The 15,489-nt window shown below is 60.4% G+C and carries 16 protein-coding genes; 13 read left to right on the top strand and 3 right to left on the bottom strand.

What is annotated here, in order from left to right; translation table 11 throughout:
* The first annotated feature begins 2 nt into the window (after positions 1–2).
* Both JNM85_01750 and JNM85_01755 read left to right on the top strand, forming a co-directional pair.
* Positions 3–776, top strand: coding sequence for a sulfite exporter TauE/SafE family protein (locus JNM85_01750; protein MBL8086778.1), 774 nt, complete (start codon positions 3–5; stop codon positions 774–776).
* Complete coding sequence (locus tag JNM85_01755) at positions 773–1,543, top strand: nucleotidyltransferase family protein (GenBank protein MBL8086779.1); 771 nt, start codon at positions 773–775, stop codon at positions 1,541–1,543. The genes JNM85_01750 and JNM85_01755 overlap by 4 nt, the downstream gene beginning before the upstream one ends.
* Here JNM85_01755 and JNM85_01760 read toward each other — a convergent pair.
* Entirely contained in the window at positions 1,506–2,426 is a 921-nt protein-coding gene (locus JNM85_01760; GenBank protein ID MBL8086780.1) for a MoxR family ATPase, read from the bottom strand. The two genes, JNM85_01755 and JNM85_01760, sit on opposite strands and share 38 nt — an antisense overlap.
* Before the next feature lie 117 nt (positions 2,427–2,543).
* Between JNM85_01760 and JNM85_01765 the strand changes: the two genes are divergently transcribed.
* The 7 genes from JNM85_01765 (at position 2,544) to JNM85_01795 (ending at position 9,496) form a co-directional block, all read left to right on the top strand.
* Positions 2,544–3,290 (top strand): ABC transporter ATP-binding protein, encoded by a 747-nt coding sequence (locus JNM85_01765; GenBank protein MBL8086781.1) that lies wholly within the window; start codon positions 2,544–2,546, stop codon positions 3,288–3,290.
* On the top strand, positions 3,268–4,953 hold the full coding sequence (locus JNM85_01770) for a hypothetical protein (protein MBL8086782.1): 1,686 nt from the start codon (positions 3,268–3,270) through the stop codon (positions 4,951–4,953). Before JNM85_01765 ends, JNM85_01770 begins: the two co-directional genes overlap by 23 nt.
* 84 nt (positions 4,954–5,037) lie before the next feature.
* Complete coding sequence (locus JNM85_01775; protein MBL8086783.1) at positions 5,038–6,177, top strand: hypothetical protein; 1,140 nt, start codon at positions 5,038–5,040, stop codon at positions 6,175–6,177.
* 2 nt (positions 6,178–6,179) lie between these two features.
* The gene (locus tag JNM85_01780) at positions 6,180–6,935 is read left to right on the top strand and encodes a hypothetical protein (GenBank protein MBL8086784.1); all 756 of its coding nucleotides are present in this window, start codon (positions 6,180–6,182) and stop codon (positions 6,933–6,935) included.
* A gap of 1 nt (position 6,936) precedes the next feature.
* Positions 6,937–7,692, top strand: coding sequence for a hypothetical protein (locus JNM85_01785; protein ID MBL8086785.1), 756 nt, complete (start codon positions 6,937–6,939; stop codon positions 7,690–7,692).
* A 50-nt stretch (positions 7,693–7,742) separates the two neighbouring features.
* Positions 7,743–8,363, top strand: a complete 621-nt coding sequence (locus JNM85_01790) for a hypothetical protein (protein MBL8086786.1) — start codon at positions 7,743–7,745, stop codon at positions 8,361–8,363.
* Positions 8,363–9,496, top strand: coding sequence for a rod shape-determining protein RodA (locus tag JNM85_01795; protein MBL8086787.1), 1,134 nt, complete (start codon positions 8,363–8,365; stop codon positions 9,494–9,496). The genes JNM85_01790 and JNM85_01795 overlap by 1 nt, the downstream gene beginning before the upstream one ends.
* Here the strand turns inward: JNM85_01795 and JNM85_01800 are convergent.
* The gene (locus tag JNM85_01800) at positions 9,489–10,508 is read right to left on the bottom strand and encodes an iron ABC transporter permease (protein MBL8086788.1); all 1,020 of its coding nucleotides are present in this window, start codon (positions 10,506–10,508) and stop codon (positions 9,489–9,491) included. The genes JNM85_01795 and JNM85_01800 overlap by 8 nt on opposite strands.
* A gap of 25 nt (positions 10,509–10,533) precedes the next feature.
* Between JNM85_01800 and JNM85_01805 the strand changes: the two genes are divergently transcribed.
* The 4 genes from JNM85_01805 (at position 10,534) to JNM85_01820 (ending at position 14,368) form a co-directional block, all read left to right on the top strand.
* Positions 10,534–11,730 carry a pyridoxal phosphate-dependent aminotransferase gene (locus JNM85_01805; GenBank protein MBL8086789.1) on the top strand — a complete coding sequence of 399 codons (1,197 nt, stop codon included), beginning with the start codon at positions 10,534–10,536 and terminating at the stop codon, positions 11,728–11,730.
* A 2-nt stretch (positions 11,731–11,732) separates the two neighbouring features.
* Positions 11,733–12,434 (top strand): ribonuclease III, encoded by a 702-nt coding sequence (rnc, locus tag JNM85_01810; GenBank protein ID MBL8086790.1) that lies wholly within the window; start codon positions 11,733–11,735, stop codon positions 12,432–12,434.
* 131 nt (positions 12,435–12,565) lie between these two features.
* On the top strand, positions 12,566–13,288 hold the full coding sequence (locus tag JNM85_01815; protein MBL8086791.1) for a PEP-CTERM sorting domain-containing protein: 723 nt from the start codon (positions 12,566–12,568) through the stop codon (positions 13,286–13,288).
* Between the two features lie 255 nt (positions 13,289–13,543).
* Positions 13,544–14,368 (top strand): PEP-CTERM sorting domain-containing protein, encoded by an 825-nt coding sequence (locus JNM85_01820; protein MBL8086792.1) that lies wholly within the window; start codon positions 13,544–13,546, stop codon positions 14,366–14,368.
* Here the strand turns inward: JNM85_01820 and JNM85_01825 are convergent.
* A complete protein-coding gene (locus tag JNM85_01825; protein MBL8086793.1) occupies positions 14,358–15,455 on the bottom strand; it encodes an aminopeptidase P family protein in 1,098 nt (365 codons plus the stop codon). The two genes, JNM85_01820 and JNM85_01825, sit on opposite strands and share 11 nt — an antisense overlap.
* Between the last annotated feature and the right edge of the window lie 34 nt (positions 15,456–15,489).

A 15,489-nucleotide genomic window follows, 5' to 3' on the forward strand; every position in this document is an offset into this window, starting at 1 on the left:
AGATGCCTGCGCTCACCGCCCACGATCCCCTCGGACTTGCCCTGCTCGTTGTGGCAGGAGCTGTCGCAAGCGGCATCAATTCCATTGCAGGGGGCGGCTCGCTCATCTCGTTCCCGATGCTCGTCGGCCTCGGGGTTCCCGAACTCCGTGCCAATGCGACCAACGCGGTCGCCCTTTGGCCAGGTTCGCTCACGGGCGCGTTGGGGTTTCGAGAGCACCTTCACAAGACACGGGACCACTTGCCGGATCTGATATTGCCAGCCCTGCTCGGCTCTGCTGCGGGGGCGGCCATCCTGCTTGCCACGCCCGAAAGGCTCTTTCGTCAAGCGGTTCCCGTGCTCATCCTTTTCGCGACGCTCCTGCTTGCCTATCAGCCGCAGATCCGGGCACTTGGCAAACGGCGCGATTTCAGGATCAGCAAGCTCGGTGGGGCGGCGTGCCAATTTCTCATCAGCCTTTACGGCGGGTACTTCGGTGCGGGGATGGGGATCCTCATGCTCGCGTACCTTGGGCTGATGCTCGACGACGACTTACACGCGCTTAACGCGCTCAAAGGCTGGCTCGGACTTATCATCAACTTCGTCGCGTCCATAGTCTTCATTGCTAAAGGGCTCGTCCTGTGGGAGCCGCTGGCGGCCATGCTCTGCGGATCGCTCATCGGAGGTTACGCCGCGGCACGCGTAGCGGTGCGGGTCGATCCGGATCGACTGCGAAAGGGAATTGTGGTTCTGGGGTTTGTGATGGTCGCATGGTTCACGTACAAGGTGATCTTGTGAGATGGGGAGTTGTGATCGCAGCGGGCGGCACCGCGCCCACCGATCTCGCGATGGAGATTGGAACGCCGCACAAAGCCTTAGCCAGGTTTCGCGGTCGCACTTCCCTGGCTTGGACCCTCGACGCTGTTCGCGATTATCGAACCGCCGTCGTGGGACCCGAGGTGATCCAAGCCGAAGTGACGCACGGTCGCTGGGTGATGGAGCGTACGAACGCCATCGAAAACTGCGAGGCGGGTATCGATGTGCTCGACGATGTCGATGCGATCCTCATGCTCCCCGCTGATTCGCCTCTGATAACGGCGGGCGACTTGCGGTTTTTCATCGAAGCGGTGGATCGTTGCGAACTCGCGGGAGCCTGGGGCGCGGTCGGGCTGGCCTCGTACGACGCGTTTCGCAACGAGTTTCCCGATGCCCCGGCGACGCCGACTCGCTTGGCGGAGGGACGCGTGCTGGCGGGAGCACTCTACGCCGCCTCACACGAGGGTTTCGCGCTGGGCCGAGACCTCGCGGCGGGCGTCCGGCATAGCCGCAAAGAAGTGGCCAAGATTGCGCTCAAGTTTGGGCTGCTGAACTTGATCCGGCTCAAAGCAGGCTGGTTGAGATTGCACAACATCGAACGCGCGATGCTCCGCGCGACCGGTGTCCACGCCCGCGCGATCGTCGGGTGTCATCCGAATACGGTGATGGACTTCGACACCGTCGACGAGTACCGAGCCGTCCGGGCGTGCTTTAGCGCGGCACCAGCTGGCGATCGATCAGACCACTGAGCACTCGGTCGGGGGTCAGGCCCTCGATCTCCGTCTCGGGGCGTAGCAAGACACGATGCCGCAGGATGGGCATGATGTTGTCCTTGATGTCATCAGGGATGACGTAGCTACGGCCGCGCAGCGCGGCCAGCGCCTTGCCACAAGCGACCATCGCGATACCTGCACGCGGCGAGGCACCCACTAAGATGTCATTCGAAGAGCGGGTCGAGGCGACCACCTCTTGGATGTACTGGAAAATCCGATCCTCCATCCGGACAGCGGCCACTTCCTTACGCAGTTCGGCCAATCCTGCCGAGTCGACAACCTGCTGGATGTCCAAATCCTCCAGGTTTTGAGCGCGGAACCCGTTGTGCGTTCGGCGATACACCTCGATCTCCACTTCCGGGGACGGATAGCTTAGCAGCACCTTCATCAGGAAGCGATCTTGCTGCGCCTCGGGCAACGGATAGGTCCCCTCGAACTCGATTGGGTTCTGGGTCGCAAACACGAGGAACGGATCGGGCAGCGCGTATCGCACGCCATCGATGGTCACTTGCCGCTCTTCCATGGCCTCCAGTAGCGCCGACTGAGTTTTCGGTGGAGTGCGGTTGATTTCGTCCGCAAGCAAGACGTTGGTGAACACCGGCCCGCGACGCAACTCAAAGTCGCTGGTGCGCGAGTTGAAGACGTTCGTCCCCACCACGTCGCTCGGCATCAGGTCCGGGGTGAACTGGATTCGAGAATAGTCCAAGGCGAGGGCCTTAGAGAGCGCGCGTACCGTAAGAGTCTTCGCGATGCCAGGAACGCCCTCGAGCAGTACGTGGCCGTTCGCGAGAATGGCGACAAGGATCTGCTCGATGATGGCCGACTGCCCCACGACCGCCTTGCCAACCTGCGCAGTCACCTGTTTAGAAAATGCTGAAACCGACATCTTGCTGGCAAACTACCTGATGAAAGACCCATTCGTGGGACATGGTGAAACCAAGTTCACCGCTCTCAGGTAAACCGTTCCAGTTCATTCATGCTCCAGGTCAACAATCTCGTCAAAGACTATCGCAAGTTTCGCGCAGTCGACCAACTGTCCTTCACCGTCCAGCCGGGTGAGATCGTCGGGCTTCTTGGCCCGAACGGCGCGGGTAAGACCTCCGCTCTGCGGTGCATCGCCGGGATTCTGCGCCCAACTAGCGGCGAGATCCTTATCAACGGCTTCGAAGTCATCCGTGATCACCGCAAGGCGAAACAATCGCTTTCATTTGTCCCGGAACTCCCCTCGCTTTACGAACTCCTCACGGTTGATGAACACCTGAAGTTCATCGCCATGTGTTACAACACGCTGGACGTCTATCAGCAGCACGGCGACAAGCTCCTGGAGCGATATTCGCTCCTAGAAAAGAAGAAGGAACTGGTCGCCACGCTCTCGAAGGGTATGCGTCAGAAGCTCAGCGTCGCCTGTGCGATGGTCCACAAAGCCAACGTCCTAATCTTTGACGAGCCGATCATTGGAGTCGACCCTCAGGGGGTCGCAGAAATCAAGCGTGACCTTCTTGCGGCGAAGGAGGCTGGCTGCGCCATCCTCGTCTCGACTCACGTCCTCGACTCCGCCGAAAAACTCTGCGACCGGGTCGTGATCCTCAACCGCGGTAAGAAGCTCACCGAAGGAACGGTGAGAGAGTTGCGGTCCATGAGCCATATGGAGGGCGCCGACCTCGAGCAGATGTTCTTGCACCTCACGAAGGAGGACTCCGATGCAAGCGCTGATCTTCCTTAACGTTCGCCAGCTTGTGAACGGGTTCAAGCGCACATTCAAATCGGCACGCCGGCTGATCGGACTGCTGTTTGGCGTCGCGTATTACTTCTACTTCTTCGTGTACCGCTTCGGTGCCAACTCGCAGGGGCGTCGTTCGCCGTTCGACCCCGAGACTGCGCCGAAAATGAACATCACCATGCCGATGGTGGAGGCCGTCGTCTTCGTTGTCTTCACCGCCGTGATGTTCATGTACCTGCTCTCGCTGACCAACTACGCCGGGCGATTTCGGCAGGCAGACGTGGACACGCTCTTCGCCACTCCCATCGATCGCCGCGTGGTTTTGGTAAGCCGCTACCTGCGCGATTGCCTCCTCGTCTTCATCCTTCCGCTGTTTCTGTGGCTCATTTCCGATAAGCGGGCAACGATGCAGATCACCCATGCGGTGAAGTCGCTACCCGATGCCAGCGGCGCACCCCTAATGATTCGCTACGGCATGCTGGCGTACTTGATCAGTTCGATGGCATGGGTCGCGGTTGGGTACTGCGTCAGCCTTAGGCTGGGGCGACCAGACGATCGCAGCGACCGCAACCGACGGCTGTTCAACTACGGCATGTTGGCGATCCCCCTCATCTTCTTGATCGTCATGACGTTGGTGCTTCGCGCCGACCCGCAGTTCAGTACCTTCGTCGCCGCCATGCACAACCCGATCCTGAAGGTCGTGTTCTTCGTGCCGTGGCTGTGCACCATGATCGCAATGGCGCCAATCGCTGGGTCCAGCGTCGGTTTCTTTGCGGGTCTGGTCGGTCTTGCTGCGATTGGGGCGCTCGGCCTCTGGGGCGCGGGTCGGCAGCAAGAGTGGATTTATGAGATCGGCGCAATGAACGCGAGCAAGACCTCGGAGACCCGCGACCTCCAGCGCAAGGGCGACATGTACGGCATGATCGCCGCCTCGGCTCGCTCCGGCAAGGTCAAGGCACGCAGATTCAAGATCCTGGATCGCTGGAACCCGACAGGACTGCGCGCGATCCTGTGGCGCGAACTCGTTATCCAGACTCGAGTCGGATTGGGCCTCGTGCTGATTGCCGTTGTACTTGGCGGACTCGTGCTCATACCCGCGCTCCTCGGCGCGGCGGCCAAGTCCCCGGACCGAGGCATGGTACTGGTGCTACTCGGGTTCATCATGACCGCATTCATCAGCGCTTCCATGTCCACCGGAGGGTTTATCGAGATGCTCCGCCGTGTCGATGTGCAAAAGCCGCTACCGTTCACCCCGGGCAAGGTCATGTTCGCGGAGGTCATCGCCAAGTCCATTCCCGGCACGGTCACACTGTTGCTCCTTAGCGCGATCGGAATCTGCGTATCGTGGCAGACCATTCCCGCGTTCCTCGCCGGGTTCGCCTCTTCGCTCCCCTTCCTCTTTGCGCTCGTCGCCATGTTCGGCATGCTGCTCATGCTGTTCCCCGATGTGGACGACCCCACCCAGCGCGGCTTCCGCTCGCTGATGACCATGCTGGGCATGCTTTTCTGCCTCACTCCGACCGTCATCGTCGGGATAGCCGCGTGGTTCATCTCAAAGTCGCTGGTCATCACCGCGCTTGCTACGATCCCCTCGAACTTGCTGATCGCGTACCTCTGCGCCCACATCGCTGGGGGCTTGTACGCAAACCTAAATCCAGCCGAATAATGCCGGTCCGGTAGAATCGCTAGTAGCGGGAACCTCGCGGGCGGCGGAAATGTTATTCCGTTGCGCGGGGCGCGGCCTGCCACGATGAAACTAAATCCATCGACGAAGATAGCGATCGGATTCGCGGCAACCCTTGGACTGGGTTATGCCGCCTTTCGTGCGTATTCAGGCTGGTACCTCGGGCAGCTGCAGTTGGCCCCCATCAAGCCCGGCACCGTCAATCTCATCGCCGTTCAGCCCGGGAAGAGGTACCGCATTGTAGTCGCCAACCAAATTGCCCAGCTCGTGGAGGGCGGCGAGACCGGCCCCGAAAGCGAGCAGAAGACGGATAACGACACTGGATCCGGCTCGGAACGACGCCGAGTGCCCATCCGCGAGATGCTTAAGACCCTCGCAGGCGAGGAGAAGGCATTGAGCGCGCTCGTGATGAAGATGAACGACATCACGGACGACATTCTTCCCCCCGTGCGTGTGATCTGGACCGCGGAAGATCTTAAGAAGGCCCTCGATGGAGATGCCGGGCTCACGCGTAAGCTAGAAGCAGACCTCAACATCAAGCTCGACGGAACCCCGCTCGACCAATTCACGATCTCATCGATCGAGAACGGGATCGTTCTCGACGTTCCGGTGGACGTCAAGGTCCAGATCGAAGGTAAGCCGACGGTGCTGACAGCGCGGGTCCTCCAAACGTACCGGCCCACGCTCTGCCGCGTGGTCTCGGACCGGCTCAAAGACTCGCCACCCGACATCAGCGAGGATGCCGTGCGCGGGCTCTACCTGGAAGAAGCCCGTCGAGAGCTCGCGAAAGACCCGAAGCAGCGCGAAAACGTCCGAGGTGCTTTGGCTCGACGCATCGACCCAAAGCACAACGTCAGGCTTGGTGATGCCCCCCAAACGCTGCTTCAAGCCACGACGACGGTGGTCAACGAATCGCACTTGGCCGGGGCAAGTGTCACCGAACGGGACGCACCGAACAACCGCAAGTTCTACGACATCACAATCAATCTCACCAAGGAAGGACGGGACCGGCTGTGGAAGTACAGTCACGATCAGCCCGGATTTCAGTTGCTGTTCGTCGTGGATGGCATAGCTATTGCAGCACCGAAGATTGCACACGAAATGATGTCAACCGCTGTGACCATCAGCCAGGTCCAAGACAAGACCCTGGCCGAGGACGCGGTCGCCAGAATCAACGCTTTCACCCAATCAGGAGGAAAATCATAATAGTGAAGTACAAACTCATCTCTAGCGGACTGCTCGTGGCAGCCGGAATCATCATGGCCGGATGCGGCAGCGGCAACGCAGGCGAATACACCGCGAAGCCACCCGAGAAGGTCACCCCGTTCGCGCTCGCCGACGGCCAGGACGCGTCCTTGTTCCCGCTCGTCGTTGGTAACCAGTGGGTGTACGAAGTCGAAGCTGCCGCCCGCGATTCGCGCGGCCAGCAGAACAACGTCACCACCGAGTTGACGTTCACCGTAACCAAGGTGACCGACAACGGTAAGGGCGGCAAGATCGGCGAAATCGAAGTCCGCGACAAGGACAACGAACTGCGCGACCGCCAGGAATGGATGGTCGACTCCACCGGCATCTACCAGATCTCAATCGGCATGGACGATCCGGCCAAGAAGATGACCAAGAAGATGTTCACGCCACCCCAGCTCGTCATGCCGTTCCCCGCCAAGGTTGGCGCGGTGGGCACATGGAAGGGCGTCGCTCCGGTCCCCGACGGCAAAGAATCGTCTGAGCTCACTGCGAAAATCGAAGCCCCGGTGGACGTAGACACCAGCCTCGGCCGATTCAACGCGATCCAGTCAGTCCAGGTTCAGACGTGGACGTTCGCGGGCGACAAGGGTTCGATGAAGACCACGTCGTTCTGGGTTCCCAAGATCGGGTTCGTTCGCCTTTGGCAGGAGGGCTCAGGATCGGGCGCGGCTAGCGCTTCCAAGTTTATCCTGAAGAGCAAGGCTCTCAAAAACTAACATGAAATCAGTCCGATTGGGGTTTCTCCTCCTAACCGCAATCGCGGTGGCGGCCGGTTGCACCAAGAAGCAGTCGGCCCCCATGCCGCCGGTGGACGCAGCAAACAAGCCGACAGAGGCTGCAACCGGGGCACCGACGGGCGACACGTTGCCCGCCGAGCTGCAAAACGACGCTTATGCGTACTACGGGCTCGGGGCAGCCAAGAGCATGTACTATTCGGTGAAGACGCGAACCGGACAGCCGGCGAGGTCGACCGAGGAAGACGGAGCCGTCACGGTCAAGCTGGACAGTGTCAAGGATGGCAAAGCGCTCTACAGCATGACCCGCATGGACCTCGGGGTACTGGATAGCACCGATACCATTGAGCTGAGTTCGGAAGGCGTGAAGGTCATCGCCTCCGACGAAAGCAAGTTCGACGTTCCGACCCTGGACCTCCCTGCGAAGATCGAGGTGGGCAAGAGTTGGCCCGTGAAGACCAGCTTCAAGAGCCCAACGGGCGAACAACTGACCCTGGACGGGACCATGAAGATTGACCGCATTCAGAAGGTCAAGGTGAAAGCGGGCGAGTACGACACCATCGCCGTCGTGCTGGATGCGACGATCACGGTTGGTGCCCAGAAGGGTGTTGCCAAGGGAACATCTTGGTACGCCAAGAATGTCGGGCTGATAAAGCAAGAAATGTCCCAAACACTGTCCGGAATGACCGGCACCGTGAGCTTTGAGTTACGTCCCGCACCCGATGAAAGCAAAAAGTAGGTGATTGGGGCACGAATCCCCACCCTTCCACCTGTAGCATAAGACGGAGAATGACCGTTCCGAACCGCGCCCGGAAGAACCTATGGATTGGGATCGTCCTCGCCCTCAGTGGTGCGGGGCTGGTCGGGTGCGCCCACATCACTGCGGGAACCAGGGTCACGGCGGTGGAAGTGCCGCTCAAGAAGCCGGACGCGCTGCCGTACAAGGAGGGCGTGCTCACTCTGGCCGGTGCCCAGGTGCCCGTCGAGGTCACCCGTTCGGAGAGAGGGGACAAGATCGAGTTTGTGCTCCGTTCACACGGCGAGGTGATCGACACCGAGCGTTATCGTTTCGACCGAAGCTCTTTCTATCTGCAAAGCATGGCGTCGGAGACCTACCGGCCCGAAATCCCGCTCCTTCGCTATCCTGTGAGCACCATCTCCATGGACGATTGGTCTGGCAAGGTCGTCGCCGATGGCAAGACTTTCCCCGCTTCCGCCAAGATCTCCGCAACTTCCGAGCCGCTCAACGTCGCCGGCGGTCCCTACGACAGTGTTCGCGTCGCGGTGGAACTCGCGATCGACACGGGTGGAGCGAGGCGTGTCTCGCGCAGCTTGCAGTTTTGGTTCGTAGATGGCAAGGGGATCGTCCGGCGTGAGGCCGGGTCTTACAGTACTCGGGAGCCCCGCTAGTGGCCGTTGCGCGCGTCGGATCGCGAAGAAACGCGAACGGGCTAAGCATCTTTCTTGAACTCGACTGGATCCTTATGATCGCCACGGCGATCCTAGTGTGCAGCGGGCTGCTCGCCGTCTACAGTTCTGTCTCGGGCGGTCCCACCCCCGAACTTTTCAAGAAGCAGCTGATCTTGACCGCCGTAGGGATCGTCCCATTTGTCCTCTTTTGGCGCATTCCGGCGGTGGCGTTTCAACGTGCCGCCGCGGTCCTGTACGCACTCAACGTGCTGCTCCTGAGCTTTGTGCTCTTCGCCGGGCATAACGCCAAAGGAGCGCAGCGATGGGTCGAGTTTGGCGGTTTCCAGTTCCAGCCCAGTGAGCTTACGAAAATCCTGACCGTGATAACCCTCGCAGCGTTTTTCCATCGTCGGCGCGACCGGATGAAAGAGTTCTCAACTTTTGCCCTCTCGTTCCTGCACGTCGCACCCATCCTGTTCCTGATTTTCAAGCAACCCCACCTCGGCGCAACGATTGTCGTCTTCATCAGTTGGTTTACTCTCTGCCTGATTGCAGGGATCCCGTGGCGGACTTTGGGAATCTTCGTGGTCGTCTGCGCAACGTTGGTGGGGGGCACGTTGCTCGTGGGTAAGAGCGGCTGGTTGCACGGCTACCAAGCAGACCGCATCTCGGCCATGTTCTCCAATGACGAGCAAGGAGACGACTACCAAGTCCTGCGGGCGGAGATGGCTTACGGGGCGGGCGGGGTCATGGGCCAAGGATTCCTGAAGGGCGAGATCAAGCGGTACGTTCCGGAACAACAGAACGACTTCATCTTCTCAGTGGTCGGCGAAGAGGGTGGCCTCGTGGTCTGCGGGATGGTGCTGTTCGCTTATGCCGTGCTTTTCTCGCGCATTTGGCTGATTTTGATTCGAACCGGCGACCTCTTCGGCAGGCTGTGCGCCGCGGGCGTGCTCGCTGTCCTCAGCTTCCACACTCTGATCAACCTCGCGATGAACTTGCAACTCGCCCCGGTCGTGGGGCTGTGGCTCCCCTTCATGAGTTACGGCGGAACCGCCATGTGGCTTTGCCTCGGTTGCGTTGGATTGGCGCAGAACGTCTATCGGCAGGATGCCGAATCAGTCTTCAACTAGCGAGCCGGGTGCGGCGCAGGATGGCAAGCAACATCGGCGCGCCAAAGATCGCCATGAGCGCTCCCACCGGCACCTCGACCACGCCGATCATCCTTTGCGCTGCCGCATCTGCCAGCAGTAGCACTGCGCTGCCCGTCAGAGCAGAAGCAACCAGAAGTCGCCGCATGTCGGTGCCAGCGAACGGTCGTGCCAAGTGGGGTGCAATGAGGCCCAGGAACCCAATAATGCCCACCGCGCCGACCGAGATCGCGGTCGCCGCTGCGCCAAAGAGAATCACCAATCGCTGGACTCGGCCCGGATCGACCCCTAAGTGCCGGGCGGACTCCTCGCCCAGCGCGATCGCGTTCAGAGCGCGCCCATTCGCCCGCAAGCTCACGCCGATGGCGAGAAGTGCCCCCAGCAACCAAGCGATACCCCACCACTGTACTTGGCTCATCGAACCGAACAGCCATGCGAGGATCCGGTTCGCATCAGAGCCGGACATGATGAGCAGAATCGTCATCAGCGCGCTCGCAAGAGAACCGACGACAACGCCCGACAGGAGAAGATTTGCGGTCGAGCGAACCGGGCTCGAACTGGCCACTACGAGGACTAGAGCAAGCGTCGCAAGTGCCCCCACCAATGCACCCGCCATCAGCGCGATCCCACCCAGGATTCCGCCAGCTCCCGTGACAAGAACCAGCGCGCCACCGAGCGCAGCGCCGCCGCTCGCGCCGACCAAGTACGGCTCCGCCAGCGGATTGCGAAAGAGGTATTGAAACGCCGCACCGGTCATGCCGAGAATCGCTCCAACGAGGATGCACGCCAGGGCGCGAGGCAAGCGTAGCGACCAGACAATGACTGCCATCGGGGACGGATCCTGCGCCCGCGGTCCCTGTTGCAGGCCTGACCACCAATCGGCGGGCGACATCCACACCGAACTTCCCAGGCACATATGACCGATCGCCAACAAAACCACGGCCACTCCCAGAGTGGCAACGATCTTGCTTTGCGACGCGGAAGAACTGCCCATGGAACCGATTATGCCTGTAGGTATCATGCAAGGGTTGAACACACTTACCCTCGCTCAACGCGCGCTTGCTCTCAAACCGTCGCCGACCCTGGGGATGACCGCCAAGGCTCGCGCGATGAAAGCACAGGGTCTGGACGTCATCTCTTTCGCCGCGGGCGAGCCCGATTTCAACACCCCCGAACCGATTTGCCAGACCGCAATTGAGGCCCTCCAGGCGGGACAGACCAAGTACACCGCCAGCAGCGGCACCCCCGAACTCAAGAGCGCCATCGCCGAGAAAGTTCAACTCGACCATGGCGTCGCGGTGGAGACCGACCAGATTGTTGTGAGTTGCGGCGCGAAACACAGCATCTACAATGCGCTGATGGTCCTGGTTGACCCAGGCGACGAAGTCATCCTCATCGCGCCGTACTGGATGACCTACAAGGACCAGATCCAGCTCGCCGGGGGCACCGCAGTCGTCATCTACACGACCCCTGAATCCGGCTTTTGCCCCACGCGGGAGCAGTTGCACGAGGCGATCTCGCCCCGAACTAAGGCGATCATCCTGAACAGCCCGTCGAACCCGACCGGCGCAATGCTCGATGCCGTAACGCTCCAGACCGTTGCCCAACTCAGCAAGCAGCACGGCTTCTGGATCCTCAGCGACGAGATCTACGACCATCTCACCTACGAGGGAGCCCATGCGTCCGTATTTCGGCCCGACTCAGACGTCCTCGACCGCACTATCCTCGTGAACGGGTGCAGCAAGACCTACGCTATGACCGGCTGGCGCATCGGTTATTGCGTTGCTCCGAAGCCGATCGCCCAGGCCATGAGCAACCTGCAAGATCAGGTGACGAGCAACCCCACCACCTTCTCCCAGGCGGGCGCAGTTACCGCCATGCGCACACCGGCGGACGTTGTCGAGTGCATGCGAGCCGAGTTCGGCGCACGCCGCGATCTCGGCCTTGAGCTTCTTAGCAAGATCGACGGGGTGCGCATTGTGAAGCCGAAGGGTGCGTTCTACTTTTTCATCGACGTCTCAGCCCACTTGAACCCCCGCATGCCGACCGACGTGGAACTTGCCGACTGGATGCTCGAAGAGGCCCTCATCGCCACCGTTCCTGGCAGCGTCTTCGAAGGCCCCGGCCATCTGCGCCTGAGCTACGCCACGAGCCGCGCGGCCATCGAGAAGGGATTGGAGCGGCTTGCCGAAGGGTTGAAGCGGCTGCCTCGATAATCATGGAGACCATCCCCCGCAACATACCGCTCAAGGACCCAGAGGTCTTCCGGCTGGCCATGCGTCATCGCTCGGCTGCGAATGACCCGGTCCGGGACAGCTACGAGCGGCTAGAGTTCTTCGGCGATTCGGTTCTGGGATTGGTGGTGGCGCAGTACCTGTACGAGCACCATCCGGACTGGGATCAGGGGATGATGTCCAAAGCAAAGGCGAGCGTCGTCCAAGAGGGCCCGTTGGCCGAGACGGCTGTTCGCCTGGGATTGGCACCCTACCTCGAACTCAGCTCCAGCGAAGATGCGACGGGAGGTCGGCAACGCCCCAGCATCCTCGCCGACGTCGTCGAGGCCATCATCGGCGGCATCTACCTTGAGTCTGGGTTGGAGAAGGCGCGTTGGTTCGTGCTCGAGATCCTCAACCAGTACTTGATGGTGGTGGGAACCGGCGACGTCAGCCCGAACGACCACAAGTCGAAGCTCCAAGAGATCGCTCAAGCAAATTGGCGCAAGACGCCGCAGTATCGCTTGGCGGGCGAGAGCGGACACGCGCACGCAAAACGCTTCCACGTGCAGGTCATGTTTGACAATGAAGTCATGGGAGAAGGAACAGGCCGATCTAAGAAAGAGGCCGAGCAGGCAGCTGCGCTTGCCGCCGTCGAGATGATCGAGCGAGCGCGAAGAATGCGCGAGCACATCGAGGACTACTGACAAACATGCAGCGCGAATTGCTAGGTTTTCGCCTCGTTCCATCGTATAGTAACCTGGAGCCTGTTGCCGTTGGCAAGTTTTTTGCTGATAATTGAATTCGTGCCGAGGTGCGTTACTCGGAGAGGAATGTTATGAACCAGTACAACAGAATCACAACGGTCGCGGCGGTGACCTTCTTTGCAAGCATCGCTTTCGCGGTGCCGCCCAACTCATACCTTGTGAAGACGGTCAACACCGTCGGTGAGTTGAAGGCCCAGATCCGATCCAACTCGGTGGTGAGCGACCGCTACCAGCGTCACTTCCATATGACCGAGGGTGAGGTTCTGGATTTCGTTTCGAATCTCCGACTTGCCAAAGTCCAGCAGACCTCGATTTACAGCATTTACGGTGTGCCACCCAAGACCGGCGTATTGCGCTCTCGCTTGCAGAAGCTGAAAGCGGGCACAAAGATTTGGGTTGACAGCACGGGCCAGCCGATCCTGCAATGGATTTGTGGAAACCCGATGACCCGCGGACCCCGCATGGTCGCGGTGAACACCGAGCCGGGCGCGGCTGTGGAGGGCAAGGACACCGATCTGCTCGCCAGCCCGATGCCCGCTGGTGACGCACCCATCATCGCATCGAACATCGAGCCGGGAGTACCCCAGCCCGAAGAGATCATCAGCATCATCGACGTGCCTCCCGCCACACCGCACCGCAACAACTACGGCGGATTGCTCCTTCTCCCGCTCATTGCGCTGATCCCGCGCGGTAGCGGCGGCGAGGACATTCCCCCGGTGCCCGAGCCTGCAACAATGCTCGTCATGGGCGCAGGTGTGGTTGCCGTCGCAATTCGACGCAAGCGATCCAAGTAATCGCGCTGAACTTCTAGGGCCGATCCGCTGTACTGGGCGGGTCGGCCCTTTGTATGGGTCATTACCGGCCCCTACTCGTACCAGAAGATGTCGGTATTTCCAGGACTTTGAGCAAAGATTCTTCGATAAATCCGGAACACCGTGTACACTTGAATAGTCTGTGAGGCAGAAATGCCACGGGCAATTTGTTTCGGCAATGCCGAGTTAAGCTGATCGCTCGCGAATGCGCGAACTTGGTCCGCTTTGGAGAGGACAATGAAATATCAGAACAAAGGCATCGCGACCGCATTGGCGGCAGCGACGCTACTAACCGTTGCGGTAGCCAAGATGCCGCCCAATTCATATCTGATCAGTACAGCGAACTCCGTCGGCGAGATCGTGGCGCAGATCGACAAGTATCCGGTCGTCCAAGATCGGTACGAGCGACACTTCGGCATGACCAAGTCCGAGCTAAAGCTCTATTTCTCTTCGCTTCGGCTTAGCCGGGTCGAGAGGTCGGGCAACTACCTGGTCTACAACACGCCAGAGAGTACGGGCGAGTTGCGCTCCAAAACCCTGTTCCTGAAGAAGGGCACCAAGATCTGGGTGAATACGAGCGGCAAACCGATCCTTCAGTGGATCTGCGGCAACCCGATGACTCGCGGCCCGCGCACGGTCGCTTCGGTAGGCGATGTCGCTCCGGTGGCCGCCACCATCGAGGGCATGAACATCGAGCCGGAAGTGCTGGACGCTCCCAAGATCGAAAACATCGAGACCGATACGATCGCGATGGAGCCCAACGTTCCGGAGTGGACGGATGCACCGTTGACCTCGGTCGATATCGCAAACATCCCGGTGGATCCGGTTCAGGCGCCCGCTATGTCCGTTCCCAACACTCCGGCGATCGCCAGCAGTGGCTGGGACCTGGGACGCGCCTTGCTGGCCCCGCTGGGTGGCGGACTCATCTTCGTCACCGGGACCAAGAGCCAAGGCTCGAGCAAGCCCATCGTGAACCCCGTTCCCGAGCCCGCGACATTCGTCGCCATGGGCATGGGCGCGGCTTACCTGATTCGCCGAAAGAAGTCCTCTTTTAAGCGCTGAGTTCGGGGAGCGAGCGCGGGGGCTCCGCGTTCATCGAAATGTGGCCGTCCATCGTGACGGCCACGATATTTTCTATCCGGATTCCAAACTCGCCTGCGAGATAAACCCCCGGTTCGACGCTGAAGCAATTCCCGGGCTCCAATGGCAGCGAGTTCGTAGACACGAGGTTCGGAGCCTCATGCCCCTCCATCCCGATGCCGTGGCCAAGCCGATGGAAGAAATCTGGCCCATGCCCCGCATCTTCAATGATCTGCCGCGCCGCCCGATCCACGTCTGCACCGGTCACCCCAGGTCGTACTGCGGCCCTACCGGCATCGTGTGCTCGCAACACAATCTCGTACACCTGGTGCATCTTGTCCGTTGCCTTTCCAATGCTGACGCAGCGAGTGATGTCGCACTGATAGTGGTTCAGGTCGCACCCAAAGTCGAGAAGAAGCAGATCGCCGTTCTCCAGCCGACGCTCATTCGGTAGGTGGTGCGGCTCGGCCGACCCTGCCCCCGCCGCCACAATGCAAAACGTTGGGGTCCCGCCACGAGCCCGCATCTTTGCGTTGATGCGGTCACGCAGTTCAAGCTCCGTCATGCCGACCCTGATCTCGGGCAACACTTCGTCGTAGACCTCGTCGGCAATCTTTCCGGCTGCCAGCAAGGCGTCGATTTCCGCGGGCTCCTTCCGACTCCGAATCCGGCTCAGCACTTCACCGCCTGCGCGAAAGAGCGCCGCGGGCAGTAGTTCCTGCATCGCGAGCAGGTGCGAGGAGTGGAATTCGTCATCCACCGCGATCACTCCGGACCGCAAGTTCCAGCGCTGAGACAAGGTCTGGACAGCGTCCATCGGATCTTCGCTATCCGCCCAACCGAGAATGTCGGCGATGCCCACTCGCTGCGCCTGAGAAATGGAAAGCGCTGGCGCAATGAGGCAAACATCGCCGGACGATTTGACCGCCAGAGTCAACAGCCGCTCGTGCCCATGCTCGAACAGGCCATGCAGATAGCCCATCGAAGTGGTGGTCGATGCGAAGTAGGCGTCGATGCCTGCCGCGTCGAGCTGTTCCGCAAGCCGCTGGGTGCGCGTGGTTCCGCTCATGCTTGTCAGGATATCCGAAAAGAAAGCACCCCCC

This window comes from Chthonomonas sp. (assembly GCA_016788115.1).
Taxonomy (GTDB): domain Bacteria; phylum Armatimonadota; class Fimbriimonadia; order Fimbriimonadales; family Fimbriimonadaceae; genus UBA2391.

Coding starts and splice junctions, on each gene's coding strand:
- rnc (MBL8086790.1), top strand. CDS start 11,733: ATGGAGACCATCCCCCGCAACATACCGCTCAAGGACCCAGAGGTCTTC.
- JNM85_01770 (MBL8086782.1), top strand. CDS start 3,268: ATGCAAGCGCTGATCTTCCTTAACGTTCGCCAGCTTGTGAACGGGTTC.
- JNM85_01815 (MBL8086791.1), top strand. CDS start 12,566: ATGAACCAGTACAACAGAATCACAACGGTCGCGGCGGTGACCTTCTTT.
- JNM85_01785 (MBL8086785.1), top strand. CDS start 6,937: ATGAAATCAGTCCGATTGGGGTTTCTCCTCCTAACCGCAATCGCGGTG.
- JNM85_01800 (MBL8086788.1), bottom strand. CDS start 10,508: ATGGGCAGTTCTTCCGCGTCGCAAAGCAAGATCGTTGCCACTCTGGGA.
- JNM85_01790 (MBL8086786.1), top strand. CDS start 7,743: ATGACCGTTCCGAACCGCGCCCGGAAGAACCTATGGATTGGGATCGTC.
- JNM85_01820 (MBL8086792.1), top strand. CDS start 13,544: ATGAAATATCAGAACAAAGGCATCGCGACCGCATTGGCGGCAGCGACG.
- JNM85_01805 (MBL8086789.1), top strand. CDS start 10,534: ATGCAAGGGTTGAACACACTTACCCTCGCTCAACGCGCGCTTGCTCTC.
- JNM85_01750 (MBL8086778.1), top strand. CDS start 3: ATGCCTGCGCTCACCGCCCACGATCCCCTCGGACTTGCCCTGCTCGTT.
- JNM85_01825 (MBL8086793.1), bottom strand. CDS start 15,455: ATGAGCGGAACCACGCGCACCCAGCGGCTTGCGGAACAGCTCGACGCG.
- JNM85_01775 (MBL8086783.1), top strand. CDS start 5,038: ATGAAACTAAATCCATCGACGAAGATAGCGATCGGATTCGCGGCAACC.
- JNM85_01765 (MBL8086781.1), top strand. CDS start 2,544: ATGCTCCAGGTCAACAATCTCGTCAAAGACTATCGCAAGTTTCGCGCA.